This is a genomic window from Aeromicrobium sp. SP1, assembly GCF_055663785.1.
The window spans coordinates 3,168,507-3,193,291 of record NZ_JBQVVK010000001.1 but is presented as its reverse complement, the minus strand read 5'-3'; the positions used below and the strand labels follow the sequence as shown (position 1 = coordinate 3,193,291).

Annotated in this window: 29 protein-coding genes and 1 tRNA gene; 13 read left to right on the top strand and 17 right to left on the bottom strand. The window is 71.6% G+C overall.

Annotated elements, in window-relative coordinates; genetic code table 11:
• Positions 1-6 precede the first annotated feature (6 nt).
• From ACT26F_RS15590 to ACT26F_RS15575, 4 genes are all read right to left on the bottom strand, one after another.
• The gene (locus ACT26F_RS15590; RefSeq protein ID WP_471671464.1) at positions 7-369 is read right to left on the bottom strand and encodes a DUF488 domain-containing protein; all 363 of its coding nucleotides are present in this window, start codon (positions 367-369) and stop codon (positions 7-9) included.
• A complete protein-coding gene (locus ACT26F_RS15585) occupies positions 366-701 on the bottom strand; it encodes a cupin domain-containing protein (RefSeq protein WP_471671463.1) in 336 nt (111 codons plus the stop codon). Before ACT26F_RS15585 ends, ACT26F_RS15590 begins: the two co-directional genes overlap by 4 nt.
• A gap of 47 nt (positions 702-748) precedes the next feature.
• Positions 749-821: transfer RNA gene (locus ACT26F_RS15580), tRNA-Thr, on the bottom strand.
• Positions 822-846: 25 nt separating this feature from the next.
• Positions 847-1,620, bottom strand: coding sequence for a hypothetical protein (locus ACT26F_RS15575; RefSeq protein ID WP_471671462.1), 774 nt, complete (start codon positions 1,618-1,620; stop codon positions 847-849).
• Between the two features lie 24 nt (positions 1,621-1,644).
• On the opposite strand from ACT26F_RS15575, the gene ACT26F_RS15570 reads away from it, so the two are divergent.
• Positions 1,645-2,823 (top strand): amino acid deaminase/aldolase, encoded by a 1,179-nt coding sequence (locus ACT26F_RS15570; RefSeq protein ID WP_471671461.1) that lies wholly within the window; start codon positions 1,645-1,647, stop codon positions 2,821-2,823.
• Positions 2,820-4,100, top strand: a complete 1,281-nt coding sequence (locus tag ACT26F_RS15565; RefSeq protein WP_471671460.1) for a D-arabinono-1,4-lactone oxidase — start codon at positions 2,820-2,822, stop codon at positions 4,098-4,100. The genes ACT26F_RS15570 and ACT26F_RS15565 overlap by 4 nt, the downstream gene beginning before the upstream one ends.
• Positions 4,101-4,169: 69 nt before the next feature.
• Here the strand turns inward: ACT26F_RS15565 and rlmB are convergent, their stop codons facing one another.
• Genes rlmB through ACT26F_RS15550 form a run of 3 tightly spaced genes read right to left on the bottom strand, consistent with a single transcriptional unit; the run spans position 4,170 to position 7,085 of the window.
• Complete coding sequence (gene rlmB / locus ACT26F_RS15560) at positions 4,170-5,126, bottom strand: 23S rRNA (guanosine(2251)-2'-O)-methyltransferase RlmB (protein WP_471671459.1); 957 nt, start codon at positions 5,124-5,126, stop codon at positions 4,170-4,172.
• On the bottom strand, positions 5,126-6,535 hold the full coding sequence (gene cysS / locus ACT26F_RS15555; protein ID WP_471671458.1) for a cysteine--tRNA ligase: 1,410 nt from the start codon (positions 6,533-6,535) through the stop codon (positions 5,126-5,128). Before cysS ends, rlmB begins: the two co-directional genes overlap by 1 nt.
• 55 nt (positions 6,536-6,590) lie before the next feature.
• A complete protein-coding gene (locus tag ACT26F_RS15550) occupies positions 6,591-7,085 on the bottom strand; it encodes an FBP domain-containing protein (RefSeq protein WP_471671457.1) in 495 nt (164 codons plus the stop codon).
• A gap of 52 nt (positions 7,086-7,137) precedes the next feature.
• Here ACT26F_RS15550 and ACT26F_RS15545 point away from each other — a divergent pair, with 52 nt between their 5' ends.
• The 3 genes from ACT26F_RS15545 to ispF all read left to right on the top strand — a co-directional run bounded on the left by ACT26F_RS15545 (position 7,138) and on the right by ispF (position 9,389).
• Positions 7,138-7,704, top strand: coding sequence for a TetR/AcrR family transcriptional regulator (locus ACT26F_RS15545; RefSeq protein WP_471671456.1), 567 nt, complete (start codon positions 7,138-7,140; stop codon positions 7,702-7,704).
• A gap of 63 nt (positions 7,705-7,767) precedes the next feature.
• On the top strand, positions 7,768-8,916 hold the full coding sequence (locus ACT26F_RS15540; protein ID WP_471671455.1) for a C39 family peptidase: 1,149 nt from the start codon (positions 7,768-7,770) through the stop codon (positions 8,914-8,916).
• Between the two features lie 2 nt (positions 8,917-8,918).
• Entirely contained in the window at positions 8,919-9,389 is a 471-nt protein-coding gene (ispF, locus tag ACT26F_RS15535) for a 2-C-methyl-D-erythritol 2,4-cyclodiphosphate synthase (RefSeq protein WP_471671454.1), read from the top strand.
• Positions 9,390-9,396: 7 nt separating this feature from the next.
• Here ispF and ACT26F_RS15530 read toward each other — a convergent pair whose 3' ends face one another.
• On the bottom strand, positions 9,397-10,587 hold the full coding sequence (locus ACT26F_RS15530) for an oxygenase MpaB family protein (RefSeq protein WP_471671453.1): 1,191 nt from the start codon (positions 10,585-10,587) through the stop codon (positions 9,397-9,399).
• A gap of 44 nt (positions 10,588-10,631) precedes the next feature.
• Between ACT26F_RS15530 and ACT26F_RS15525 the strand changes: the two genes are divergently transcribed.
• Complete coding sequence (locus tag ACT26F_RS15525) at positions 10,632-11,243, top strand: TetR/AcrR family transcriptional regulator (protein ID WP_471671452.1); 612 nt, start codon at positions 10,632-10,634, stop codon at positions 11,241-11,243.
• A 48-nt stretch (positions 11,244-11,291) separates the two neighbouring features.
• Here ACT26F_RS15525 and ACT26F_RS15520 read toward each other — a convergent pair whose 3' ends face one another.
• Positions 11,292-11,777: a CarD family transcriptional regulator gene (locus tag ACT26F_RS15520; protein WP_471671451.1), complete on the bottom strand. Its 486-nt coding sequence runs from the start codon at positions 11,775-11,777 to the stop codon at positions 11,292-11,294.
• Between the two features lie 96 nt (positions 11,778-11,873).
• On the opposite strand from ACT26F_RS15520, the gene ACT26F_RS15515 reads away from it, so the two are divergent.
• Entirely contained in the window at positions 11,874-12,401 is a 528-nt protein-coding gene (locus ACT26F_RS15515; protein ID WP_471671450.1) for a hypothetical protein, read from the top strand.
• Between the two features lie 58 nt (positions 12,402-12,459).
• Here ACT26F_RS15515 and phoU read toward each other — a convergent pair whose 3' ends face one another.
• Positions 12,460-13,107, bottom strand: coding sequence for a phosphate signaling complex protein PhoU (phoU, locus tag ACT26F_RS15510; RefSeq protein ID WP_471671449.1), 648 nt, complete (start codon positions 13,105-13,107; stop codon positions 12,460-12,462).
• Between the two features lie 133 nt (positions 13,108-13,240).
• Between phoU and ACT26F_RS15505 the strand changes: the two genes are divergently transcribed.
• Together ACT26F_RS15505 and ACT26F_RS15500 are read left to right on the top strand one after the other, a co-directional pair.
• Positions 13,241-14,371 carry a sensor histidine kinase gene (locus tag ACT26F_RS15505; RefSeq protein WP_471671448.1) on the top strand — a complete coding sequence of 377 codons (1,131 nt, stop codon included), beginning with the start codon at positions 13,241-13,243 and terminating at the stop codon, positions 14,369-14,371.
• Positions 14,368-15,045 (top strand): response regulator, encoded by a 678-nt coding sequence (locus ACT26F_RS15500; protein ID WP_471671447.1) that lies wholly within the window; start codon positions 14,368-14,370, stop codon positions 15,043-15,045. The genes ACT26F_RS15505 and ACT26F_RS15500 overlap by 4 nt, the downstream gene beginning before the upstream one ends.
• Positions 15,046-15,067: 22 nt before the next feature.
• On the opposite strand, the gene ACT26F_RS15495 is transcribed toward ACT26F_RS15500, so the two are convergent.
• Genes ACT26F_RS15495 through mshA form a run of 4 tightly spaced genes read right to left on the bottom strand, consistent with a single transcriptional unit; the run spans position 15,068 to position 18,123 of the window.
• Positions 15,068-15,811 carry a phosphoglyceromutase gene (locus tag ACT26F_RS15495; protein WP_471671446.1) on the bottom strand — a complete coding sequence of 248 codons (744 nt, stop codon included), beginning with the start codon at positions 15,809-15,811 and terminating at the stop codon, positions 15,068-15,070.
• 9 nt (positions 15,812-15,820) lie between these two features.
• Positions 15,821-16,393, bottom strand: a complete 573-nt coding sequence (locus tag ACT26F_RS15490) for a DsbA family oxidoreductase (RefSeq protein WP_471671445.1) — start codon at positions 16,391-16,393, stop codon at positions 15,821-15,823.
• 21 nt (positions 16,394-16,414) lie between these two features.
• Complete coding sequence (locus tag ACT26F_RS15485; protein WP_471671444.1) at positions 16,415-16,900, bottom strand: type III secretion system chaperone family protein; 486 nt, start codon at positions 16,898-16,900, stop codon at positions 16,415-16,417.
• Positions 16,897-18,123 (bottom strand): D-inositol-3-phosphate glycosyltransferase, encoded by a 1,227-nt coding sequence (gene mshA, locus ACT26F_RS15480; protein ID WP_471671443.1) that lies wholly within the window; start codon positions 18,121-18,123, stop codon positions 16,897-16,899. Before mshA ends, ACT26F_RS15485 begins: the two co-directional genes overlap by 4 nt.
• A gap of 26 nt (positions 18,124-18,149) precedes the next feature.
• Here mshA and ACT26F_RS15475 point away from each other — a divergent pair, with 26 nt between their 5' ends.
• A complete protein-coding gene (locus ACT26F_RS15475; protein WP_471671442.1) occupies positions 18,150-18,890 on the top strand; it encodes an SDR family NAD(P)-dependent oxidoreductase in 741 nt (246 codons plus the stop codon).
• 55 nt (positions 18,891-18,945) lie between these two features.
• On the opposite strand, the gene ACT26F_RS15470 is transcribed toward ACT26F_RS15475, so the two are convergent.
• Positions 18,946-19,581 (bottom strand): hypothetical protein, encoded by a 636-nt coding sequence (locus ACT26F_RS15470; RefSeq protein ID WP_471671441.1) that lies wholly within the window; start codon positions 19,579-19,581, stop codon positions 18,946-18,948.
• A gap of 72 nt (positions 19,582-19,653) precedes the next feature.
• On the opposite strand from ACT26F_RS15470, the gene ACT26F_RS15465 reads away from it, so the two are divergent.
• Entirely contained in the window at positions 19,654-20,409 is a 756-nt protein-coding gene (locus ACT26F_RS15465; RefSeq protein WP_471671440.1) for an SDR family oxidoreductase, read from the top strand.
• 1 nt (position 20,410) lies between these two features.
• Here ACT26F_RS15465 and ACT26F_RS15460 read toward each other — a convergent pair whose 3' ends face one another.
• Positions 20,411-21,304, bottom strand: coding sequence for a sterol desaturase family protein (locus tag ACT26F_RS15460; protein WP_471671439.1), 894 nt, complete (start codon positions 21,302-21,304; stop codon positions 20,411-20,413).
• A gap of 42 nt (positions 21,305-21,346) precedes the next feature.
• Here ACT26F_RS15460 and ACT26F_RS15455 point away from each other — a divergent pair, with 42 nt between their 5' ends.
• On the top strand, positions 21,347-22,180 hold the full coding sequence (locus ACT26F_RS15455; protein WP_471671438.1) for an SDR family NAD(P)-dependent oxidoreductase: 834 nt from the start codon (positions 21,347-21,349) through the stop codon (positions 22,178-22,180).
• Positions 22,181-22,189: 9 nt separating this feature from the next.
• On the opposite strand, the gene ACT26F_RS15450 is transcribed toward ACT26F_RS15455, so the two are convergent.
• Positions 22,190-22,654, bottom strand: coding sequence for a MarR family winged helix-turn-helix transcriptional regulator (locus ACT26F_RS15450; protein ID WP_471671437.1), 465 nt, complete (start codon positions 22,652-22,654; stop codon positions 22,190-22,192).
• Between the two features lie 23 nt (positions 22,655-22,677).
• Here ACT26F_RS15450 and ACT26F_RS15445 point away from each other — a divergent pair, with 23 nt between their 5' ends.
• Positions 22,678-24,759 (top strand): MMPL family transporter, encoded by a 2,082-nt coding sequence (locus ACT26F_RS15445; RefSeq protein WP_471671436.1) that lies wholly within the window; start codon positions 22,678-22,680, stop codon positions 24,757-24,759.
• Positions 24,760-24,785 lie beyond the last annotated feature (26 nt).

Below are 24,785 nucleotides of genomic sequence, written 5' to 3'. Positions count from 1 at the left end.
CGGAGCCTAACGCCCGTCGGCCGGGTGCTCCTCGATCCAGTCGCGCAGCACGAGGGCGTGGTTGTGCTCCTCGTCCCGCGCGGCGTAGAGGAAGGTCACGACGTCGTTCGCGGCGAGGACGGCGCGCAGCTCGTCCACGTGCGGGTTCGCGTCGAGCTCGGCCCGGTACGCGTCGACGAACTCCTCGAAGCCGATCTCCGCTCCGTGGAACCGGCGGCGCAGACCGTCGCTCGGCGCCACGTCCTTGAGCCACACGTCGAGCGCGGCGCGCTCCTTGGACACGCCTCGCGGCCACAGCCGGTCGACCAGGACCCGGTGGCCGTCGTCGGGGTCCGGCTCCCCGTGGACGCGCCGGACCCGGATCGTCATCTCGCCTCGACGACCGTCGTCAGCAGCACGACGGCGTCCTCGAGCGCCTGCAGGTCGTGCCGCTCGCCGGGAATCACGAGCAGCTCCCCCACGCCGCCCTCCCAGACGTCCTTGCCGGCGGAGAGGCGCACGCGGCCCTGGAGCACCTGCAGCGTCGCCTCGGGGGGCGCGTCGTGCTCGCCGAGCAGCCGGTCGGCCGCGAGCGCGATGAGCGTCTGGCGCAGGCGGTGGTACCGGCCCCGGTGCAGCGCGACCGCGCTGCGGCCACTGGGGGCGGTGCGTGCCGAGGCGAGCTCGTCACGGCCGAGTCGGGCGAGGTCCGTGGAGTCCATGCCCCGACCGTACGCCCGGGCCGCGGTCACCCGCACCGCCGCCGCGGAGCCCCCGACAGGATTCGAACCCGCGACATCCTCTTTACAAGAGAGGCGCTCTACCGACTGAGCTACGGGGGCGCGGACCGCCTCATCCTAGCGAGGCTCAGACGCGGCCTGCCCGGCAACGCTGGACGAAGTCGTCGTCGACGAGGTCGTCGTCGTCGAGCGCGGGCGTGACCGCCTCGGAGCCGTCGCCGATCTCGACGAAGACCGAGAGGTCCGACTCCTGGTCGTCGGCGTCGCCACCGGGGGTGAGGAAGTCGTCGAGGGCGGTCGCGCAGTCCGCGGCGCCGAACTCCTGCCAGCCCATCTGGGTCCCCCAGTCGCCGCCGTCCTGGCCGGCCAAGAGGCCCTGCGTCCGCAGCACCCCGATCACCCGGACGAGGCCGTCGGGTGCGCGCACCTCGTAGGCGGCGCGGGTCTGCAGCGAGACGGTCGTCGTGTCGTCGGCCGAATGGACCTGCCACGCCGCCGTCATGCGCGATCCGAGCACCTCGAGCGCCGGGTCGAGCACGTTGCCCCGGGCGAGCCCCGGCGCCGGCTGCTGGTCGGCGACGGAGTCGATCATGTCCGCGAGCGCCACCGGGAGGCCCTCGCCGACCGTCGTGGGAGCGGTCGCGGCCTGCTGGGCCCACGTCTCGATCGCGGCGACCATCCGGGCGTACTCGGCGCTCGTCACCTCGGCCGGGCGGGCGGGGGCGGGCGGGAACTGCGCTGACGTCGCCATCGGCCAGTCGTCGATGCCCAGGTCGGCCAACGTGATCTCCACGGTCGGCGTGGGCTGGGGATCGGGGGTCGGCGTCGCGCCGTCGTCGCCACGGGTGCAGCCGGCGAGCGCGAGAACGGCCAACACGAGGAACAGGACCGGCCGGCGCACCCGGTCACGATACATACTTGGCCCGTGCCTCCCGCCGTTCCGACACCCCCGTTCCCCCGACTCCTCACCGCGACCGCCTCGCTCGACACGCCCTTCGCGCTGATCGACGAGGAGGCGCTCTGGGCCAACGCCGCCGACCTGACGCGCCGCGCGGGCGGCGTCCCGGTCCGGCTCGCCACGAAATCGGTCCGGGTGCGGTCGATCATCAAGAACGCCCTGACGCTCGGCGGCTTCCGCGGTGTCATGACGTACTCGCTGGCCGAGTCGATCTGGCTCGCCGACCAGGGCGTCGAGGACATCCTGCTGGCCTACCCCAGCGTCGACCGCGCGGCCTACGCCGAGCTCGTCAAGGACGAGCGCCGACTCGCGGCGATCACGGTCATGGTCGACTCGGTCGAGGCGCTCGACCTGATCGACTCCTTCGTCGGCACCGACCACCCGCCGATCCGGCTGTGCCTGGACGTCGACTCGTCGTTGCGCGTCCTCGGTGCCCACCTGGGTGCGCACCGCTCGCCCGTCCACACGAGTCGCGAGACGAAGCGGATCGCGGCACAGCTCGCCGATCGGCCCGGGTATCGCCTCGTCGGCCTGATGTTCTACGACGCGCAGATCGCGGGAATGCCCGACAGCGGACCGGCGATCCGCCTGGTCAAGCGCCGCTCCGCGAACGAGCTGCGGAGCCGGCGCAAGCGGATCGTCAAGGCGGTCCGCCAGCTCACCGATCTCGAGATCGTCAACGCGGGCGGCACCGGCAGCCTCGACGTGTGGCGCGACGACCGCAACATCACGGAGCTCACGGCCGGATCGGGCCTGTTCGTGCCGACCCTGTTCGACGGCTACCGCTCCTTCACGCCGCGTCCCGCCGCGTTCTTCGCGCTCTCGGTCGTCCGCAAGCCGTCGCGCGACGGTGCGACGTGCTTCGGCGGCGGCTACATCGCCTCCGGCCCCGCCGGCGACTCGCGCGTGCCCGCCCCCGTCTGGCCCGAGGGCCTCGAGCTGTACGGTGCCGAGGGTGCCGGCGAGGTGCAGACGCCGCTGCGCGGCAAGGCCGCCAAGACGCTGGCGATCGGCGACAGGGTACTGTTCCGGCACGCCAAGGCCGGTGAGATGTGCGAGCGCTTCGACCGGGTCGCGCTCGTCGACGCGAGCGGCAACGCGACGCTGGTGCCCACGTATCGAGGAGAGGGAAAGAACTTCGGATGAGCAGTTGGACCAACTGGGCGGGCAACGTCAGCACGACACCGGATCTCGTCGCCCACCCGGCCTCGACCGAGGAGGTCGTCGCGCTCGTCACAGCGCATCCCAGCGTGAAGGCCGTCGGTGCGGGCCACTCGTTCACCCCGATCGCGGCCACCGAGGGCGTCCTGCTGCGCCTCGACCGGATGAACCACGTGATGACGGCCGACACCGCCACGGGTCGCGTGCGCGTGCAGGCCGGCATCAGCCTGCACGACCTCAACCGCCGACTCGACGCGCTCGGGCTGGCCCTGCCCAACCTCGGTGACGTCGATCCGCAGTCCGTCGCCGGCGCCACCTCCACGGGCACCCACGGCACGGGCGCACAGCTGTTCGGGATCGCCAAGGCGGTCGTCGCGCTGCAGCTCGTGACCGCGGACGGTCAGGTCCACGAGATCGACGAGCACCACGACCTGTTCGGCGCGGCGCGCGTCGGCCTCGGCGCCCTGGGCATCGTCACCGAGGTGACGCTGCAGTGCGTCCCGGCGTTCCTGCTGCACGCGCGCGAGGAGCCGATGGCCCTGTCGGCCGTGCTGGCCGACCTCGGTCCGCTCGTGGACGACAACGACCACTTCGAGTTCTACTTCTTCCCGCACACCGACAAGGCGCTGACGAAGCGGAACAACCGGGTCCCGGAGGGGACGTCCCGGGCGCCGCTCCCGGCGTGGCGGCACCGACTCGATGACGAGTTCCTCTCGAACACGGTCTACGAGCGCGTGCAGCGCGTGGCCGCGGGGCGACCGAGCCTCATCCCGCGCATCAACGGCATCTCCGGATCGATGCTGAGCGCCCGCGAGTACACCGACACGTCGCACGAGGTCTTCATCTCGCCGCGTCGCGTCCGGTTCCGTGAGTCGGAGTTCGCGCTGCCGCGGGCCGCCGCCGTCGAGGCGATCGGTGAGATGCAGAAGTGGTTCGCCCGGCGCAGCGAGCTCGTGTCGTTCCCGATCGAGGTGCGGTTCACGGCGGCCGACGACATCTGGCTCTCGACCGGCCACGAGCGCGACAACGTCTATCTCGCGGTGCACCAGTACCACCGCACGGACCCGGCCTCGTACTTCGCGGCGATGCAGGACATCTTCACGGCGCACGAGGGCCGGCCACACTGGGGCAAGATGCACACCCTCGGGGCCGACTACTTCCGCACGGTCTACGACAGGTTCGACGACTTCGTGCAGGTCCGTGACAGCCTCGATCCCGAGCGCAAGTTCACGAACGCGTACCTCGACCGCGTCCTGGGCTGAGGGGCCGCTGGCAGTGACGTTCGAGGGCCGAAATCACCGATTCGGGCCCTCGAACGTCACGCTCAGCGCTCAGGCGCGGGCGCGACTGATCTCGTAGAGCGTGATGCTGGCGGCGACGGAGGCGTTGAGCGACTCCAGCTCGGAGGACATCGGGATCGAGACCAGGTGGTCGCAGTTCTCGCCGACGAGGCGGGACAGGCCCTTGCCCTCGCTGCCGATGACGACCGCGAGCGGACCCGTCGCGAGGTCGAGCGACCCGGCGACGTCCGGCAGCTCGGCATCGCCGTCGGCGGCCAGACCGATCACCATGAGGCCCGACTCCTGGTACGACTTGATCAGCCGCGTCAGGTTCGTGGCCCGGGCCACGGGCACGCGGGCCGCCGCGCCGGCCGAGGTCTTCCAGGCCGCGGCGGTCATGTGCGCCGCGCGGCGCTCGGGGATCACGACGCCGTGCACCCCGAAGCCGGAGGCCGAGCGCACGATCGCGCCGAGGTTCCGCGGGTCGGTGATCGAGTCGAGGATCACGATGAGCGGGGGCTGGCCCAGCTCGGCCGCCCGCTCGAGCAGCTCCTCGGGATCGGCGTAGTCGTAGGCCTCGAGCTTGGCGGCGATGCCCTGGTGGACCGCGCCGGACGTGATGCGGTCCAGCTCGGCGCGGGCGACCTCGAGCAGCGGCACGTGATGGTCCGCGGCCAGTTGGAAGATCTCGCGCACACGGTCGTCGCGGTCGATGCCCTCGGCGACCTGCAGCGCCACGACGGGCACCTTGGCGCGCAGCAGCTCGACGACGGAGTTGCGCCCGACGACGAGCTCGGGACCGTCCTCGGAGCGCCGCTTCGGCCGGCCGCTCTGACGCTTGTCGGCAGCCTTGGCCATCTTGTACTTCTTGTGGTTCGGGCGGTCCTCGGCGCGTGGCGTGGGTCCCTTGCCCTCGAGGCCCTGACGGCGACGACCGCCCGACCCGGCGGTCGGGTTGCCCTTCCCGGTCTTCTTGATCGCGCCTCGGCGCTGGCTGTTCCCGGCCATCAGCGGCCACCCTTCAGATTCCAACGGGTACCCGAGGAGGTGTCCTCGAGCTCGATGCCCACGGCGGTGAGCTGGTCGCGCAGTGCATCGGCGCGACCCCAGTCCTTCGCGGCCTTGGCCTCCGCGCGTTCGGCGAGCAGCACGTCCACGAGTTGTGACAGCGCCTCGGCCGCCCCCGACACGGCGCCGTCCGCCCGATGCCAGGTGAACGGGTCGAGGCCGAGCACGTCGAGCATGCCGCGCACCGCGGCCAGCACCTCGGCCAAGGACTCCGATGCGCCGTCCGCGAGCAGCTTGTTGCCCTCACCGACCGTGCCCTGCAGGACGGCCAGCGCGGCCGGTGCGGACAGGTCGTCGTCCATCGCGGCGGCGAAGGCCGCGGGCACGTCGCCCGGCTCGCCGGCGCCGACGAGCTCCGCGGCGCGAAGGCAGAAGCCCTCGATGCGCTCGAAGGCCGTCGCGGCCTCGGCCAGCGACTCCTCGCTGAACTCGATGATCGAGCGGTAGTGCGCGGCGACGAGGTAGTAGCGCAGGGCGATCGCGGGGACCCGCTTGACGACCTCGCTGACCATGAGCGTGTTGCCGACGCTCTTGCTCATCTTGGAGTTGCCGAGGTTGAGCATCGCGTTGTGCATCCAGATCCGCGCGAACTGCTGGCCCGCGGCGCGCGACTGCGCCAGTTCGTTCTCGTGGTGCGGGAAGCGCAGGTCGAGGCCGCCGCCGTGGATGTCGAACTCGGTGCCGAGGTACTTCGCGGCCATCGCCGAGCACTCGAGGTGCCAGCCGGGTCGGCCGCGGCCCCACGGGGTCGGCCACGACGCGGACTCGGGCTCGCCGGGCTTGTGGCCCTTCCACAGCGCGAAGTCGCGCGGATCGCGCTTGCCCTCGGCGGGAGCGTCGGCCGCCGGCTCCATCGCATCGACGCGCTGGTTCGAGAGCTCGCCGTAGTCGGGCCACGACCGCACGTCGAAGTACACGTCGCCCGAGCCGTTGTCGGCGGCGTAGGCGTGGCCGCGCTCGATGAGCGTCTGCATCATCTCGATCATCTCGGGGACGTGGCCCGTCGCGCGCGGCTCGTACGTCGGCGGCCGGCAGCCCAGCACCTCGTAGGCCGAGTGCAGCGCGCGCTCGTTGCGGTACGCGACGGCGAACCACGGCTCGTCGTTCTCCACGCCCTTCGCAAGGATCTTGTCGTCGATGTCGGTGACGTTCGCGACGATCGTGACCTCGAGTCCCGAGCGCTCCAGCCAGCGACGCAGGACGTCGAAGACGACCTCCTTGCGGATGTGGCCGATGTGCGGCGGGCCCTGCACGGTGAGGCCGCAGTGGTAGATGCCGACCTTGCCGGGGACGACCGGGTCGAGGGCTCGCGACTGCCGGGTGGCCGAGTCGTAGAGGTGCAGCGTCACCCGCCAAGCCTATCGGCCCGGACGTCACCGCCGGTGTCGCGCGAGCGCGCCCCGCTCAGCCGACCTCGAGGACGCGCCCGACGAACTCCGCCACCTGCGCGCGCAGGTCGTCGACCCGGCGGTCCGGCGAGCCCGAGACTGAACGCTGGTGAGCCTTCAGCGGCTGCCGCGCCCGGAGCGAACAGCCGAAATCGGCACACACGTAGACGCCGACGCTGTTGCCGGCCCGCCCTCGCGATCCGGCGCGGGGTGCCACCACGAGTCGCGATCCCCCGTCGGCGTCCTGCGTGTGGCACCAGTCGCACATCGTGCGCCGCCGCGGGCCGGCCGTCTCGCCCAGTCGCAGCTCGATCGCCACGAGTCGATCGGCGACGGGCGGACCGACGACGAGGTAGGCGCGCTGGGGTGCCTTCGGGTCGGCCCAGCCGAGGTAGTCGAGGTCATCGAGGCGCTCCAGGGGCCAGGGCCGGGGCAGGTTCATGGCCGCGGCCCGACTCTTGGACGAGTTCACGAAGGCACGCCGGATGGCGTCGTGGCCGAAGGATTCCATGCGTCCATCCTACGCCCCATAGGAAATGGACTACATGTCGTAGGATGGGGCCATGCCCCGCGCCGGACTGACCGTCGACCTCGTGACACGCGCCGCCGCCGACCTCGCCGATCGCGGCGGGCTCGAGGCGGTGACCGTCTCGGCGGTCGCGCGGCAGTTCGGCGTGAGGCCGGCCAGCCTCTACGGCCACGTCGTCGGCTCCGAGGACCTGCTGCGCCGCGTCACGCTGCTCGCCCTGGCCGAGCTGGCAGACGCCCTGTCGGAGGCGATGTCCGGGCGGGCCGGACGCGATGCGCTGGGCGCCTGGGCGGCGACGTACCGCGTGTACGCCGCGCAGCATCCTGGTCGATACGCGGCGTCGCGTCGCCGCGTCGACACCGCGGCCGCCCGATCGAGCGCCGGTCCGCGCATCGGAACGCTGACCTCCGCCATGCTGCGCGGCTACGCGATCCCCGAGACCGAACGGGTCCACGCCGTGCGGATCGTGAGCAGCACCGTGCACGGATTCCTCGAACTGGAGGCCGCCGGCGCCTTCGACCACAGCGCACCGCCCCCGGCCGAGTCGTGGGAGCGCATGCTCGACGCCCTCGACACGGTGGTGCGGCACTGGCCGCACTGATCACCGTCAGGCAACCGCGTCACTTGCCTATCTTCTGCCTCACATTTCACCTAGCCTGAGGCGGTGAACCGCCGACTCTTCCCCGTCGGAGGCCTGCTGAGTGGTCTCGTCGCGTCAGTCCTGCTCGCCTCCGTCCTGGTCTCGCCCACCGCCGCCCAGGCGGCCACCTACCCCACGCCCCAGCTCTCGCGCTGGGAGCCGAACGCCTCGATCCCGGCCGGCAGGACCGGCAAGGCGTGGCGCTCGCCGTGGGTGAAGGCCTCGACGGGCCGGACCCTGGTCCCGTCGTGGAACGTCTCGAAGATCCCGGACGGGTCCTGGCTCAAGGTGTGGGTGCGGCTCTCGGACGGGAAGACCACGACCGGCTGGAAGCGGATCGCCATGTGGCGCCACGGACTGGCCGGCGGCAAGCGGACGACGTTCGGCAAGCAGACCGACTCGCTCGCGTGGGTCGACACGGACACCGTCCGCACGCGCACCGGCAAGACCTTCTCGTCGTGGCAGATCCAGGTCGGCATGTACCGCAAGACCGCGAAGGTCAAGAGTCCCGTCGTCACCGGCGTCTCGGCGGTCGTCTCCTCGTACGTCACGAAGTCCGTCGCCACGTCGAAGACGACGATGAGCAAGGCCGTCGACCTCGCGGTCCCCGCGTACTCGCAGATGATCCACCGGGGTCACTACCCGCAGTACGGCGGAGGCGGGGAGGCGTGGTGCTCGCCGACCTCGACGATCATGGTGCTGCGCTACTGGGGCCTGGGCCCGTCGGCGAAGAGCTACGCGTGGGCCAAGGGCGCCGACCCGTGGGTCGACCACGCCGCCCGCTACACGTACGACACCGCCTACGAGGGCACGGGGACGTGGCCGTTCAACACGGCGTACGCGTCGCGCTACGGCACCGACGCTGTCGTGCACCGGCTCAAGGACCTGCGCTCGGTCGAGGCGTACGTCAAGAAGGGCGTTCCCGTGGTCGTCTCGGTGGCGTTCGGCCGCGGCGAGCTGTCGGGAGCACCGATCAGCTCGACGCCGGGTCACCTGATCGTCGTGCGCGGATTCACCGCCGCCGGCAACGTCATCGTCAACGACCCGGCCGGCCGGAACGACGCGATGGTCAAGCGCACGTACGATCGCGCGCAGTTCGAGCGAGCCTGGCTCAAGGGCAGCGGCGGCGTCTCCTACGTCATCGCGCCCACGAGCAAGGCGCTAGCGTTCTGACCGTGACCGCACCCCGGGTCGGCATCGGCACCGACGTCCACCACCTGGTTCCCGGCCGTCCCCTGTGGGTCGCCGGCCTGCACTGGCCGGACGCCGAGCGCGGCCTCGAGGGTCATTCCGACGGCGACTGCGTCGCGCACGCCATCGTCGACGCCGTCCTGGCCGCCGCCGGCCTGGGCGACATCGGCAGCCGCTTCGGCACCGACGATCCCCGGTACGCCGGCGCCTCGGGCACCGAGTTCCTGCGCGCCGCCGCGGACCTCGTCCGTGAGGCGGGGCTCGCCGTCGGCAACGTGAGCGTCCAGCTGATCGGCAACGAGCCGCGGCTGTCGACGCGCCGCGACGAGGCGACCGCTGTGCTCTCCGAGGCGATCGGGGCACCCGTCTCGCTCTCGGGCACCACCACCGACGGTCTGGGCCTCACCGGCCGTGGCGAGGGCATCGCCGCGATCGCCGTCGCCCTCGTGTCCTGACGCGGGGTCAGTGCGGCAGGTCCGCGACGCCGCGCTCGGCGGAGCCGTAGTACTCGGCGAGGATGCGGTCGGCCTCGGCCGCGCCACGACGCTCGAGCCGGTCCCGGCCGCCCGGCAGCCGCCGCAGGATCCGATGACGTCCGGTGTTGGACGCCCACAGCATCACGTGGGCCCACGGCGGCCGCCACGGCAGACCGAGCTCGCGCATGCTCTCCCGGCCCAGGAACGTGCTCAGCATGCTGAGGTTCCGCTCGCGCTTCCACCGTCCGTGCGGCAGCGTGCCGAGCACCGCCACGATGTCCTGGGCCAGCCGCGGACCGGCGTCCGTGATGCTCTCCTGGGCCAGCACGACGTGGTAGTTGATCCGGTGTCGCTCGCGTTCGGTGTCGACGAGCCACTCGTCGCCGACCCCCATGAGCCAGCCCGCGTACTTCCACAGGTGCATCACGGCGTCGGACTCGCGTCGGCTCACGGGCACGCCGAGCGCCCTGACCCCCAGCAGCAGCGTGCCGTCGAACAGGCCGAGCGTTCCGGCCTGGTCGGCCTGGTTGATCGGCAGCCCCCACCGCTCGACGTCCCAGCGCGGGGTGAACGTGTGGTTCACGAGGGCGTGCATGGCCCGCACGTGCACGGTCGCGCGCCAGCCCTCGCCACTGCGCTCCAGCCCGCCCGGCGTCGTCACCGCGACGGCCCACGACTGGGTCTCGGCGAGCCGGCGGCGGGTGCTGTCGCCGGAGAGCCCTCCCGTCGCGACCAGCAGGTCGGGCGGCCCTCCGAAGCGGTAGCCGCCGATGAGCGACAACTGCAGCAGCACGTCCGCGGCGTTGCGGCCGAAGCGGCGGAAGACCCGCACCCCCTCCTCGACGAGCGCGCGGTCCAACCACGGCGGCTCCTGCTCGACCACGTCGAAGAAGTCGCGCAGGACGCGCGGTGCCGCGGGGACGGCGTCCACCCCGTGGTCGAGCGCCGTCCGGAACTGCGCCATCGTCACGCGCTCGGGATCGTCGCCGCGCCGCCGCATCGCCTCGGCGAGCCGGGCCCCGAGCTCGTCCCGCTCGCCGAAGCCGGCGCCGATCCGCTGCAGGAGCGCCTCGTCGACCCGGTCGACGCCCGCGACGAGCCGCAGCACCCGGCCGAGTCGCGCGTTGCGGTCCGGAGCCGCGCGGTAGCGGCGCGGGAAGGTCACGGCTGTCGTCATGCCACGAGCGTGACACGAGCATTTACTCGCATACAATTCGCGTCATGGTCCTGCGCAAGCAACCGCGGCAGCAGCGCTCCCGCGCGATGGTGGAGCGGATCGTCGACGCCGCTCGCGAGGTGCTCGTGCAGGACGGCTACGACGCCTTCACGACCAATCGCGTCGCGGACCGCGCGGACGTCAGCCCGGGCTCGCTCTACCAGTACTTCCCGGACAAGGCGGCCCTCGTCGACGAGGTCACGACGCGCTACGTCGACGCGATGAGCGAGGCGGTCGTCGCCTCCCTCGTCGACCACGTGCACGACGACGCGCTGGCGATGGGCCGGGCGACGGCCGAGGCGCTGCTCGGGGCGCTCGAACAGGACGCCGCCCTGCTGCGGGTCGTGTGGGAGGAGCTGCCCGCGTCCCGGCACCTCGACGACCGGCTCGGGCTCGAGCGCCGGGTCCGCGACGTGCTGCGCGCCTACCTCGGCGGTCGGCTGCCGGCCGATCGACACCGCCGCGATCCCGCACGGACGGCCTGGCTGATCGTGCTGGCGGTCGAGCACATCGCGGTGCGCTTCGTCCTCGATCCCGATCCGCCCGCGACCCGCGAGGAGCTCGTCGACGACCTCGTCACGCTCAGCCTCGCGCTGCTCGAACCCGTCCGGAGATGACGAACGCCCGGCGTGGGCCGGGCGTTCGTCGTGGGCGATCAGCGAGGATCAGGAGGCGAGGACCTCGTCGAGACGGGTCTCGGCCTTGTCCTCGTTCGTGTTCTCGGCGAGCGCGAGCTCGGAGACGAGGATCTGGCGCGCCTTGGCCAGCATCCGCTTCTCACCGGCCGAGAGGCCACGCTCGTGGTCGCGGCGCCACAGGTCGCGGACTACCTCGGCCACCTTGAGCACGTCACCGGAGTGCAGCTTCTCGAGGTTGGCCTTGTAGCGACGGGACCAGTTCGTCGGCTCCTCGACGTGCTCGGCACGCAGCACGCTGAAGACGCGCTCGAGGCCAGCCTCGTCGACGACGTCCCGCACCCCCACCAAGTCCACGTTGTCGGCCGGCACGCGGACGACCAAATCGTTCTGGGCGATGATCCGAAGAACGAGGTAGGAGCGGTCCACGCCCTTGATCGCTCGGACCTCGATGTCTTCGATGACCGCCGCGCCGTGATTGGGGTACACGACGGTTTCGCCGACCTTGAAAGTCATGGAGAATGCACCTTTCCTAGGTGACCAGAATAACAGAAGCACACGAGCCCGCTCCCGCCTTGGAACTGCGGTGGACGAGCCCGATACGATGCGTCCGTGAGCACACGACGTACGATCGCCGCCGTCGCCCTGGCCGTCACCGCCCCGTTCGCGCTGTCCGCATGCGGCACGAGTTTCGGCGCCCAGACCAATCAGCAGTACCAGGCCGGTGTCGGCTCGAACCTGCGCACCGGCCCCGTCGACGTCTACAACGGCCTCTTCGTGGATAACGGCAACGGCTCCGCGACCTTCTCCGGCGCCCTGCTCTCCGACGAGGACCAGACGATCGAGTCGGTCTCGATCGACGGCTCCGCGCTCAAGCTCGCCAAGCCGATCGCGCTGACCGGCGGCGAACTGCTGACGCTCGGCCCCGCCGGCGAGATCGTCGTCGAGAGCGACGACGTGACCGAGGGTGCGTACGTCACGATCAGCTTCGCAGCCAGCCCCGCCGGCGACATCAGCGTCGAGGTGCCCGTCGTCGCCCGCACGGCCCAGTACGACGACGTCGCCACCTCGGCGAAGAAGTCCGGTGGCCAGGCCGAGTCGGAGTCCGAGGCGGCCGAGCAGGACACCGCCGGCGAGTAGTCCCCCAGACATCGAACGGCCCGGGCGAGATCGCCCGGGCCGTTCGTCGTCGTCAGGGTCAGGCGACGGGCAGCTCGCCCGTCACGAGGTACACGACCCGGCGGGCCATGTTCACGGCGTGGTCGCCGACGCGCTCGTAGTAGCGGCCGAGCAGCGCGAGGTCGATGGCCGTGTCGACGCCGTGGTCCCACTCGCCGTCGAGCAGGACCCGGAACAGCTCCTTGCGCAGCCGGTCCATCTCGTCGTCCTCGATCTCCAGCTGGGCCGCGGCGCCCAGGTCGCGCTCGGCGACGATGCGCGAGGCCGAGCCGATCATCGAGTCGGCGACCTGCGCCATGTCGCGGACGAGCGGCTGCACGGGCGGCGGGACGGCCGACTCGGGCACCCGGCGTCGGGCGATCTTGGAGACGTGGACGGCCAGGTGGCTCATCCGCTGCAGGTCGGCGACCATGCGCAGCGTCGAGACGAGCTGGCGCAGGTCGGTCGCGACCGGTTGCTGGGTCGCGAGCAGCACGAGCGCTCGCTCCTCGACCTCGTCGATCGTCTCCTCGATGCCGGGCTCGGCGGCGATCACGCGCTCGGCCATCGCGGCGTCGGCGTCGAGGAGGGCGGTGGTCGAACCGGCCACGGCCGCCCTGACCCGGTCGATGATGATGACGAGCTCGTCGACGATCTGGTCGAGCTGCTCGTAGTACTGGTCGCGCATGCTCCGACCCTAGGCGTGCCGCATGAATGCCCGGCGACCTGCGGTGAACGGGGGATGAACGGCTGCGGAAAGGGTGACCGTGAGGACGCCTGCGATGACGGTAGACGGCGTACGGCGGCCTACGATCGGGGTCGTGGAGGTATCCCAGATCCTGGCCGGCGCCGCGGGCATCGTGCTCGGGGCGCTCATCACCTATGTGTGGGGCTTTTCCGAGCGCAGCCAGAGCGTGATCCCGCCGAGCCCCGAGCCCGCCGTCCCGCCCGACATCGACACCGTCCTGTCGGTGCTGCGCTCGTCCGCCGTCGTGATGGACCAGGAGGAGAAGGTGCTGCGCGCGTCCGCTCCCGCGGTCGCGCTCGGTCTCGTCGCGGCCGACCACCTGCGCAGCGACCGACTGCTCGAGCTCGTCCGGCAGGTGCGGCGCGACGGGGAGGTCCGCGAGGCCGAGTTCGAGATCCGGATCCGTCGGCGCCCACCGATCTTCGTCCGCGCGCGCGTCGCCCCGCTCTCGCACGGCCTGATCCTGGCCCTCGTGGAGGATCGCACGAGCGAGCAGAAGGTCGAGACCCTGCGACGCGACTTCGTGGCGAACGTCAGCCACGAGCTCAAGACCCCGATCGGCGCGATCAACCTGCTGGCCGAGGCCGTCGGCGAGGCGAAGGACGACCCGGAGGCGGTCGTGCGGTTCTCGCAGCGCATGCGGACCGAGAGCGACCGGCTCACGCGACTCGTCCAGCAGATCATCGACCTGTCGCGACTGCAGGCCGACGTCGCGAGCGACGACCTCACGGCCATCAAGGTCGGCGAGCTCGTGGCCGAGGCGATCGAGCACTCGCAGACGGACGCCGAGTCCAGGGCCATCGCCCTCACGCACGACGTCGAGCCCGACCTGTACATCCAGGGTGACCGCGCGCAGCTGCACGCCGCCGTGAGCAATCTCGTCGAGAACGCCGTCACGTACAGCCCCGAGGACTCCCCGGTCGCCGTCACGGCGTCGCGCGACGGCGACGACATCCGGATCACCGTCTCGGACCACGGCGTCGGCATCCCCGACGACGAGCAGGAGCGGATCTTCGAGCGGTTCTACCGCGTCGACCCGGCGCGCGCCCGCGCGACGGGCGGCACGGGCCTGGGACTGTCGATCGTCAAGCACGTCGCCGCCAGCAACGGCGGCTCCGTCGAGGTCTGGAGCAAGCCGGGCCTCGGCTCGTCCTTCACGCTGGTGCTGCCGGCGTGGGACATCGATGAAGGAGAGAACGAGTGACCAAGGTCCTGATCGTCGAGGACGAGGCCAGCTACAGCGAGGCCCTGTCGTACGTCCTGCGCAAGGAGGGCTACGACGTGGCGGTCGCCGAGACCGGTCCGGACGCGCTCATCGCGTTCGACCGGGGCGGTGCCGACATCGTCCTGCTGGACCTCATGCTGCCGGGCCTGTCCGGCACCGAGGTGTGCCGCACGATCCGCCAGACCTCCTCCGTGCCGATCATCATGGTCAGCGCGAAGGACACCGAGGTCGACAAGGTCGTGGGCCTCGAGCTGGGCGCCGACGACTACGTGACGAAGCCCTACTCGCCGCGCGAGCTCGTCGCCCGCATCCGGGCGGTCCTGCGCCGCGGGGTGCCCGAGGTCGACGAGGTCGACTCCGTGCTGGTGGTCATGGGCGTGCGCATGGACGTCGACCGCCACCTCGTGACGGTCGACGGCGACGAGGTCAAGCTGCCGCTCAAGGAGTTCGAGCTGCTCGCGTTCTTCCTGCGCAACCCCGGCCGGGTGCTGACCCGCGGTCAGCTCATCGACCGCGTGTGGGGATCGGACTACGTCGGCGACACGAAGACCCTCGACGTGCACGTCAAGCGCCTGCGCGCCAAGGTCGAGGTCGATCCGGCGAACCCGCGGATCCTCACGACCGTCCGCGGCCTGGGCTACAAGTACGCCTGAGCGCCGGCGAGCGACCAGCTGGTCAGCGGCCCTGGTTGGCGACCGCGGCGATGGCCTCGGCGGCCGCCTCGGGATCGAGGTACTGCCCGCCGCGGACCGTCGGCTTCAGGTCGTCGTCCAGCTCGTAGACGAGCGGGATGCCGGTGGGGATGTTCAGGCTGACGATGGAGTCCTCGTCCATGTCGTCGAGGTGCTTGACCAGGGCGCGCAGCGAGTTGCCGTGCGCCGTGACGAGCACCGTCTTGCCGGCGCGCAGGTCGGGCACGATCTCGTCGTACCAGTACGGCAGCAGCCGGTCGACGACGTCGGCGAGGCACTCGGTGCGCGGCAGCAGCTCGCTGGGCAGGGCGGCGTAGCGGACGTCCGCGGACTGGCTGAACTCCGAGTCGTCGGCCAGCGCCGGCGGCGGCGTCGAGTACGAACGGCGCCACGTCATGAACTGCTCCTCGCCGAACTCCTCCAGCGTGGCCTTCTTGTCCTTGCCCTGCAGCGCCCCGTAGTGCCGCTCGTTGAGCCGCCACGAGCGCTTGACGGGGATCCAGTGCCGGTCGATGCCGTTGAGGGCGATCTCGGCGGTGCGGATCGCACGACGCAGCAGCGACGTGTAGAGGACGTCGGGCAGGACGCCCGCGTCGCGCAGCAGCTCGGGAGCGCGGTTCGCCTCCTCGACGCCCTGCTCGTTGAGGTCGACGTCGACCCAGCCGGTGAAGAGGTTGGCGGCGTTCCACTCGCTGTGACCGTGCCGCAGCAGGACCAAGGTGCTCATGACTTCACCCTAGTGCCGCCGGGCGATCGAGTGCAGGGCCTGCAGGTAGTCGTCCTGCGAGTGCATCCCGGCGATCGTGTGCAGGGCCTCCACGACGACGAACGGGGCCGTCCTCGCGCCCACCGAGGCGGCCGTCTCACGCTGGGACTCGACCTCCTCGACGAACTCCCGGCTCGCGAGCAGCGCCTCCGCGCTCTCGAGGTCGAGACCGACCAGCGCCGCCCGACTCGCGAGCACGAAGGGGTCGGCGATGTCGGCGCCCTCGAGGAAGTGGGCCCGCCACAGCTGGTTCAGCAGGTCGCGCTGCGTCTCGGCCCCCTCCGCGCCGGCCCACGTCAGCATCCGCCAGGCGTCGGTCGAGTCCGCCTCGACGATCTCGTCCACGTTGAGGTCGATGCCGCTGATCCGGGCGGCGGCGACCGCGTCCTCGGCGAGCGCGAGGTGCGCGAACGACGCGGCACGGTACGAGATCTCGACGGCCTCGCCGGTCAGGATCGAGAACAGCGCGGCAGCCCGCTCGAAGCGGACGGCGCCGACGTACGACCACGCGTCCACGACGTCGGCGAACACGATGGCCTTCACGATGCCCACGCTAGCGGCAGGTCAGTCGGTGGGGCGAAGGTGCCGGAACGCCTCGAGATTGTGCGTCGGCTCGCCACGCGACTCGCGCCAGCTCCACTCCTTGCGGATGGACGACGCGAACCCCATCTCGAGGATCGGGTTGAACGACTCGTCCGCGTACGACAGCACCGAGCCCAGCAGGCGGTCCAGCTCCTCGGGGGACACCGAGGCGAGCGGCAGCCGCCCGTCGAGGTAGATGTCGCCCGCCGAGTCGACCGCGAACGCGACGCCGAACAGCTTGAGGTTGCGTTCGAGCAGCCAGCGGTAGACGGTCTCGTGGTTCTCGTCGGGGTTGCGGGCGACGAACGCGTGCACGCTGAGTGCATGGCGGCCGATCTCGAGCCGGCACGTGGTCTTGAGCTTGCGCTCGCCGGGCAGCTCGACCTCGAACACGTCGTCGCCGTGCCGCACGTAGTCCAGACCCGAGTCGGCCAGCGTGTCGGCGACGATCTCGTGCACCTGCGTCATCCCGCCTCCTCCTGGCGCGCGGCATGGTCGCGCAGGGCGTCCTCGTAGACCTCGAGCGTGCGCTCGGCGGTGGCGTCCCACCCGAACGACTCGGCATGGCGGATCGCCTTGGCGCCCGTCGCGGCGCGCAACGGCCGGTCGACGAGGTAGCGCTCCAGCGCATGGGCGTACTCGGCCGGGTCGTGGCCCTCCACGAGCGTGCCGGAGACACCGTCGGCGACGGCGGTGGTGAGGCCGCCGACCGCGGCCGCGACGACCGGCGTGCCGCACGCCTGGGCCTCGATCGCGACCAGGCCGAACGACTCGTTGAACGAGGGGACGCACACGACGGCGGCCCGCGAGTACCACTCGGCGAGCTCGGCCTGCGTCACGGTGGGCACGAAGTCGACCCGGTCCGCGATGCCGAGTTCGGCGGCGAGGTCGACGAGCTCGGTGGGCCGGTCCAGACCGCTGCCCGACGGCCCGCCGATCACGGCGACGCGGTGCGGCACGTCGATGAGGGCCGAGGCGCGCAGCACGACGTCGGGGGCCTTGAGCGGCTGGATGCGCCCCGCGAACACGATCAGCGGCGGCTCGTCGTCGGGAGCGCGGTCGCCGAAGACGGCGAGGTCGACGCCGGGGTGCACGACCTCGACCGCGTGCGGGTCCGCCGCGTAGAGGTCGATCAGCTCGCGCCGCTCCTCGTCGGTGTTGGCGATGAGCCGGTCGGCGAACCGCACGATCTCCTCCTCGCCGGCGACGCGACCGATGGGCTCGGGCCGGTCGCCGTCGGCGAGGAAGGCGTTCTTGACCTTGGCCATCGTGTGCATCGAGTGCACGAGCGGCACGCCCCAGCGCTCGCCCAGGACGGTGCCGACCTGCCCGGACAGCCAGTAGTGCGAGTGCACGAGGTCGAAGTAGCCCGGCTCGTGGGCCGCCTCGACGCGCAGGACGTCGCGCACGAACGAGCACATCTGGCTCGGCATGTCGCCCTTCTCCAGGCCCTCGAACGGACCGGCGGCGACGTGGTGGACGCGGATGCCGGGCTCGGCATCGACGACGGGCGGGAGGTGCCGCGACGTCGCACGGGTGAAGACCTCGACCTCGGCGCCGAGCCGGGCGAGCCGGCGCGACAACTCGAGCACGTAGACGTTCATGCCGCCGGCGTCGCCGGTGCCGGGCTGGTCGAGTGGTGACGTGTGTGCCGACAGCATCGCGATCCGACGGATCCCTCGAGCAGCCATGTTTCCCATCATGGCACGCTGGTCCCATGCCCACCGCAGTCGTCACCGGAGCCTCCAGCGGGATCGGCGAGGCCACCGCCCGCGCCCTCGCCGCCGCGGGATTCACCGTCATCGTCGCGGCGCGCCGCGCCGACCGCATCGAACGCCTCGTCCAGGAGATCGGCGGCACGGCCGTGCGCTGCGACATCACCGTCCCCGAGGACGTGCGGCGGCTGGCCGACACGGTCGGCGAGCGGCTCGACGTGCTGGTCAACAACGCCGGCGGTGCCCGCGGGATGGAGCCGGTCACCGAGGCCGACCTGAACGACTGGCGCTGGATGTTCGAGACCAACGTGATCGGCACGGTGGCGGTCACGAAGGCCCTCGCCCCGGCCCTCGTCGCCTCGGGCGCCGGCGCCATCATCAACGTCGGCTCGACCGCGGGCCGGATCACGTACGAGGGAGGCGGTGGCTACACCGCCGCCAAGCACGCCCTGGCCGCGGTGTCCGAGACGCTGCGCCTCGAGCTCAACGGCCTGCCCGTACGGGTCACCGAGATCGCTCCGGGCATGGTCAAGACCGAGGAGTTCGGCCTGACCCGCTTCGACGGCGACCGCGAGCGGGCCGAGGCGGTCTACGCGGGCGTCGACGAGCCGCTGGTCGCCGAGGACATCGCCGACGCGATCTGCTGGGTCGCCACCCGGCCGAAGCACGTCGACATCGACCTCATGGTCATCAAGCCCGTCGCGCAGGCGGCGCAGTGGAAGGTGCACCGCAACCCGCGCTGAGGCCCGTGCGGCGAAGGCGCGCGCCGTGACGCGCCACGCCTCCGCCTGAGCCGGGTCAGCCCTCGACGGGGGTGTCCGCCTCGGCCGGGCTCTGCGGCGTGGCGGGCGGGGTCGCCTTCTTCGCCGCCGGCCGGCGCGACGTGGTCGCACGAGCGGCGCCGGTCGAGGCCGTGCGCTTCGCCGGGGCCTTCTTCGCGGCCGTGCCCGCGGCCGTCGTGGTGCGCTTGGCGGGCGCCTTCCTCGTCGGCGTCTTCTTCGCCGGCGTCTTCTTCACGGCCGTCTTCTTCGCCGCCGCGGGCGTGGCCGGTGCCGTACTCGCCGCGGGCGCAGCCGGTGCGGTCGTGACCGGTGCGGGCGCCTTCGGGGCGGGCGTCGCCTCGGCGACCGGCTCCTTCGTCGCGGTCCGCTTGACGGCCCGGAGCTGCTCGGCGAGCTCGGACTCGAGCCGCGACACGGACGCGCGCAGGTCGGACAGCTCGGCCGCGGCCTTCGCCTCGATCTTGCGCAACTGCTTCCCGGCCTGCTTCGCCGCCTTCTCGATGTCGCGGGCCGATGCCTTCTCGGCGGCCTTGCGGGCCTTCTTCTCCGCCTTGCCGACCTGTTTCTGCGCGTGCTTGCGTGCCTTCTTGAGCTCGGTCTTGAGTTCGGCGACCTTCGCCTCGAGCTTCTTCTGGGACTTGCTCCTGCCCATGGTCCGAACCTCTCCGTTGAGTCGACGTCGACGCGATCAGCCTACGGCGAGTGCGCGGCCTATCGTGGCGACATGGATCTGGGGCTGCGGGGCAGGACATATCTCGTCACCGGCGGCACGCGTGGACTGGGCCGCGCGACGGCCGAGGCCTTGGTCGCCGAGGGCGCGAACGTCGTCGTCTCGTCGCGCGACGAGGCTGCGGTGACCGCGACCGTCGGCGACCTGGGTCGCGGCGCCACCGGGATCACCGTCGACAACGGCGATCCCGAGGCGCCGTCGCGGCTCATCGCGGCGGCGCGCGAGGCCTTCGGCGGACTCGACGGCGCTCTGATCAGCGTCGGGGGCCCGCCTGCCGGCAGCGTGATGGACACGACCGACGAGCAGTGGCGCGCCTCCTTCGACACGGTCTTCCTGGGTGCCGTCCGGCTCGCCCGCGCGGTCGCCACGGCGGTCGAGGGCGACGGCTCGATCGCCTTCGTCCTGTCGACGTCGGTCCGACAGCCGATCGGCGCGCTCGCGATCTCGAACGGCCTGCGGCCCGGTCTGGCGATGGTCGCCAAGACCCTCGCGGACGAGCTCGGTCCGCGTGGCATCCGGGTCAACGGCCTCCTGCCCGGTCGCGTCGACACCGAGCGGGTGCGCGAGCTCGATGCCCTCGGCGGGGACGCCGAGGCCTCACGGGCGACAACCGAGGCGACGATCCCGCTCCGCCGCTACGGGCGGCCGGAGGAGTTCGGTCGCGCCGCCGCGTTCCTGCTCTCACCCGCGGCGGGCTACCTCACGGGCGTCATGCTGCCCGTCGACGGCGGGATCGGGCGCGGCCTGTGAGTCAGTGCGTGCCGGCCTCGGTGCGACCGCGGTCGATCGTGCCGTCCGGCTTCCACCCGGGCGGACCCACGACGTAGCCGAGCCGGTCGCGCCACGAGGTCGCCGAGCGCACGTCGCGCACCATCTGCTTGTAGTCGCCGTACTGCAGCGTCAACAGGTTGTACGTCTCGACGTGGTGCGTGAGCCCGTACGTGGGATGGCGCACCTCGGGCTGGAACGTGCCGAACATGCGGTCCCAGACGATCAGGATGCCGCCGTAGTTCTTGTCGAGGTACTCCGGGTCGGAGCCGTGGTGCACGCGGTGGTGCGAGGGCGTGTTGAAGACCAGCTCGATCGGTCGGGGCAGCCTCCCGATGATCTCGGTGTGCACGAAGAACTGGTAGATCAGGTTGAGCGCGAACGCCGCGAACAGCGTCCAGGGTGCGAAGCCCAGGAGCGGCAGCGGCAGCCAGAAGAAGAACTCGAACCACGGGTTCCACTTCTGCCGCAGCGCCGTCCCGAAGTTCATGAACTCGCTCGAGTGGTGCGACTGGTGGCCCGCCCAGCCGATCCGCACGCGGTGGCTGAACCGGTGGTGCCAGTAGTAGCAGAAGTCGAGCCCGATGATGAGGGCCGGCCAGTACCACCACGCGGTGGTCGGCAGCTCGAACAGCGCGAAGTGGGCGAAGACGAACACGAACGCGAAGAAGGTGAGGATCTTGAAGACCGTGAGGAAGAAGATCGAGCCGATCCCCATCGAGATCGACGCCCGCGCGTCCTTGAAGGCGTAGCCGGTGACGTTGTCGTCGTGGTCGAGCCATTTCAGGGCGGCCAGCTCGATCGCGATGCTGAGCACGAAGAAGGGCACCGCGTACGTGAGCGGGTTCTTCATGGGGTCGAGGAGATCGGCAAGCACCTTGCAACGATACGCCGCGACCCGTGACTACGATCACCCTTCATGGGAGTCGATCCGCGCGGTCAGGTCATCATCCTCACCGGGTCGTCGAGTGGCATCGGTGCCGCCGCGGCCCGACGGCTCGCCGCCCGCGGGGCGATCGTGTGCCTGCTCGCCCGGCGCGCCGACGAGCTCGCGACGGTCGTCGACGAGATCGGCGCCGAGGGCGGCCGCGCCTGGGCCTACCCCGTCGACCTGACCGACGAGGCGGCGACGCGCGCCGTCGTCGAGCAGGTCCTCGCCACCCACGGCCGCGTCGACGTCCTCGTGAACAACGCGGCCCGGTCGATCCGGCGGTCGATCACCGACTCGCTGGACCGGCTGCACGACCACGAGCGGGTCATGGCCATCAACTACTTCGCCGCGGTCCGGCTGACCCAGCTCGTGCTGCCGTCGATGCTCGCGCGCGGCAGCGGTCACGTCGTCATCAGCTCGACGATGTCGACGCAGGTCCCGATCCCGCTGTTCTCGGCGTACCTGGCGAGCAAGAGTGCCCTCGAGTCGTACGTCCGGTCGCTCGCGGCCGAGCTCGGCCACCGCGGCATCACCGCCACGACCGTGCACTTCCCGATGGTGCGCACCGAGATGTCCGGCGGCACCGAGATCTACGCGGCGATGCCGATGATGGACGCCGACCGGGCCGGGCACTGGATCGAGCGCGCCGTCGTGTCGCGCCCGTCGCGCGTGACGAGCGCGTTCGGCGTCGCGGGTGAGACCTCGATGGCGCTGCTGCCCGGCGTCGTCACCCGGGCCACGGCGCCGTTCTTCCGGCACATGGACCGCCGGCTGGCCCAGCGGACGGCCGACCGGGAAGGGCGCGATCGCTCGACCCCGTGAGCCGCGCTCCTACGAGCCGGGCTGGTCGTCCACGGTACGGACGGCCGCGAGGAGGAACCGCTCGACCACGGCCAGCTCGTCGTCGTCGAAGTCCTCCATCATCGTCGCCAGCTGCGCGGCCAACGGCCCGAACATGGCCCGGGCCTCCTGCCCGGCGGACGCCGTCATCTCCAGCCCGACGCGGCGGCGGTCGTGGACGTCCTGGACCCGGCTCACGTGGCCGGCTCGTTCCAGCCGGTCCGCCAGGGCCGTCGTGGCCGAGGGACTCAGCGTGAGGGCCCGCGCCAGCACCGATGGCGTCACGGGCGGGTCTCCGGCCTCGCTCGCCGAGGCGAGCACGCGGAGGGCCTGCAGGTCCGAGCGGTGCAGGCCATGGGCTGCCGCGGCCCGGTCGCTGAAGTGCAGGGACGCCGTCGACAGCTCCTGCACGAGCCTGACCAGCCGGCCGCGGAGGGGGCGGTCGTGCGTCGTCACACCCCACAGCATACATTTCTCTTGTGGAACCTTTCGATAATCGAACCTTTTTCCTCGCGCGGCTCGTCGGGCACCGCCGCTCGATCGTGGTCGTGCTGCTCGCGCTCGTGCTCTCCGGGCTCGTGCTGGCCTTCGCGCCCCAGGCGACGACCGGCGCCGAGGCCGGGTCGAACCTGCCGGACTCGGCGGAGTCTGCTCGCGCCGACGCGGCGCTGGCCGAGCTCCCGAAGGCCGACGAGGCGCCGGCGATCGTCGTCTACTCCCGCGACGGCGGGCTCACGGCCGACGACCTGACCGCCCTCGAGGAGCGCTCGACGGCGTTCGCGACGCAGTTCGACGTCGACGTCAGCCCGCCGGTCACCTCGCAGGACGGCTCCGTCGCGATCGTCGCCGTGCCCGTCTCCACGGACCTGATGGGCGACGAGAACAGCGACCTCGTCGACCAGATCCGCGCGACCGCGGACGAGGACCTCCCCGACGGCATCACCGCCGAGGTCACGGGGGCACCCGCCGTGCAGGCCGACCTCGGCGCGGTGTTCAGCGGCGCCGACACGCGTCTGCTCCTGGTCACCGCGGCCGTCGTCGCGGTGCTGCTCATCGTGACGTACCGCAGCCCGTGGCTCTGGATCGTCCCGCTCACCGTGATCGGCATCGGCGACCGGGTCGCCGCGAAGGTGCTCGAGGGCGCGTCCGGGCTGTTCGGGTTCGCGATCGACGGGTCCATCACGGGCATCACGTCGGTCCTCGTGTTCGGCGCGGGCACGAACTACGCCCTGCTCCTCATCACCCGGTACCGCGAGGAGCTGCGGCGTCACGACTCCCGCCACGATGCGATGCGTGCGGCCGTCGGCGCCGCGGCACCGGCGATCCTGTCCAGCTCCGGCACCGTCGTGCTGGCCCTCCTGTCGCTGCTGATCGCCCAGTCCTCGTTCGTGAGCGGCATCGGCCTGGCCGGCGCGATCGGCATCGTCGTCGCGGTGATCTTCGCCCTCGTGGTGCTGCCCTCGGCCATGGTGCTGCCCGGCCGCTGGCTGTTCTGGCCGTTCGTCCCGCGCGTCGGCGACGCGGACCCGAGCGAGCGCGGCTGGTGGTTCCGCGTCGGGCGCGCCGTCACCACGCGGCCGCGCACGGTCGCGACGGCCGGTCTCCTGGCCCTGACGATCATGGCCGCCGGCTGCCTGGGCATCCAGACCGGCCTGGGCCAGAGCGAGCAGTTCCTCGACACCCCCGAGTCGATCCGCGCCCAGCAGACGCTCCAGGCGTCGTTCCCCGCCGGCACGTCGTCACCCACGGTCATCGCGACCTCACCGGACCAGGCTCCCGAGGTCACCGAGGCCGCGTCCGCCGTCGACGGCGTCGAGTCCGCGACCGCGGCGGGCGCCGCGGGCGACGTCGCCGAGATCCGGGTCGTCCTGACCGCCGAGCCGGAGAGCGACGCGGCGCTGGCGACGGTCACCGAGCTCCGGACGGCCGTGCACGGAGCGGACCCCGACGCGCTGGTCGGCGGCACGGACGCCCGCGCGCTCGACGAGTCCTCGGCAGCGGCCGAGGACCGCCAGCGGGTCGTCCCGATCGTGCTGGCGATCGTGCTCGTGATGCTGCTGGTCCTGCTCAGGTCGGTCGTCGCCGCCGTCGTGCTGTGCGCCACGACCGTGCTGTCGTACCTCGCGGCGCTGGGTGCCGGCTGGCTGCTGTTCAACCAGGTGCTGGGCTGGTCGGCGATGGACGTCAGCACGCCCCTGCTGGCGTTCATCTTCCTCGTCGCACTGGGGGTGGACTACAACATCTTCCTGATCGCCAGGGCGCGCGAGGAGATGGCGCGCACGGGCGACGCGACCGGGTCGATCGTCAGGGCGCTGGCCGTCACCGGCGGCGTCATCACGAGCGCCGGCGTCCTGCTCGCGGCCGTCTTCACGGTCCTGGGCGTGCTGCCGCTGGTCCTGCTGGCGCAACTGGGGGTGCTCGTCGGGTTCGGCGTCCTGCTCGACACCGTCGTCGTGCGCGGCGTCGTCACCCCGGCGCTGGTGGCCGTGTGCGGGCGCCGATTCTGGTGGCCCAGCCGCTTGAGCCGCATGCAGCCCGCATCGGGGGCGCCGCGCGAGTAGCATCGGCCGCATCGGCCACCACCCCC

What these genes read in the sequence shown, in the direction of transcription:
- ACT26F_RS15590 (WP_471671464.1), bottom strand. Translation starts at nt 369, where the DNA reads ATGACGATCCGGGTCCGGCGCGTCCACGGGGAGCCGGACCCCGACGAC.
- ACT26F_RS15585 (WP_471671463.1), bottom strand. Translation starts at nt 701, where the DNA reads ATGGACTCCACGGACCTCGCCCGACTCGGCCGTGACGAGCTCGCCTCG.
- ACT26F_RS15565 (WP_471671460.1), top strand. Translation starts at nt 2,820, where the DNA reads ATGAGCAGTTGGACCAACTGGGCGGGCAACGTCAGCACGACACCGGAT.
- rlmB (WP_471671459.1), bottom strand. Translation starts at nt 5,126, where the DNA reads ATGGCCGGGAACAGCCAGCGCCGAGGCGCGATCAAGAAGACCGGGAAG.
- ACT26F_RS15550 (WP_471671457.1), bottom strand. Translation starts at nt 7,085, where the DNA reads ATGGAATCCTTCGGCCACGACGCCATCCGGCGTGCCTTCGTGAACTCG.
- ACT26F_RS15545 (WP_471671456.1), top strand. Translation starts at nt 7,138, where the DNA reads ATGCCCCGCGCCGGACTGACCGTCGACCTCGTGACACGCGCCGCCGCC.
- ACT26F_RS15530 (WP_471671453.1), bottom strand. Translation starts at nt 10,587, where the DNA reads ATGACGACAGCCGTGACCTTCCCGCGCCGCTACCGCGCGGCTCCGGAC.
- ACT26F_RS15525 (WP_471671452.1), top strand. Translation starts at nt 10,632, where the DNA reads ATGGTCCTGCGCAAGCAACCGCGGCAGCAGCGCTCCCGCGCGATGGTG.
- ACT26F_RS15520 (WP_471671451.1), bottom strand. Translation starts at nt 11,777, where the DNA reads ATGACTTTCAAGGTCGGCGAAACCGTCGTGTACCCCAATCACGGCGCG.
- phoU (WP_471671449.1), bottom strand. Translation starts at nt 13,107, where the DNA reads ATGCGCGACCAGTACTACGAGCAGCTCGACCAGATCGTCGACGAGCTC.
- ACT26F_RS15495 (WP_471671446.1), bottom strand. Translation starts at nt 15,811, where the DNA reads ATGAGCACCTTGGTCCTGCTGCGGCACGGTCACAGCGAGTGGAACGCC.
- ACT26F_RS15485 (WP_471671444.1), bottom strand. Translation starts at nt 16,900, where the DNA reads ATGACGCAGGTGCACGAGATCGTCGCCGACACGCTGGCCGACTCGGGT.
- mshA (WP_471671443.1), bottom strand. Translation starts at nt 18,123, where the DNA reads ATGGCTGCTCGAGGGATCCGTCGGATCGCGATGCTGTCGGCACACACG.
- ACT26F_RS15475 (WP_471671442.1), top strand. Translation starts at nt 18,150, where the DNA reads ATGCCCACCGCAGTCGTCACCGGAGCCTCCAGCGGGATCGGCGAGGCC.
- ACT26F_RS15470 (WP_471671441.1), bottom strand. Translation starts at nt 19,581, where the DNA reads ATGGGCAGGAGCAAGTCCCAGAAGAAGCTCGAGGCGAAGGTCGCCGAA.
- ACT26F_RS15465 (WP_471671440.1), top strand. Translation starts at nt 19,654, where the DNA reads ATGGATCTGGGGCTGCGGGGCAGGACATATCTCGTCACCGGCGGCACG.
- ACT26F_RS15455 (WP_471671438.1), top strand. Translation starts at nt 21,347, where the DNA reads ATGGGAGTCGATCCGCGCGGTCAGGTCATCATCCTCACCGGGTCGTCG.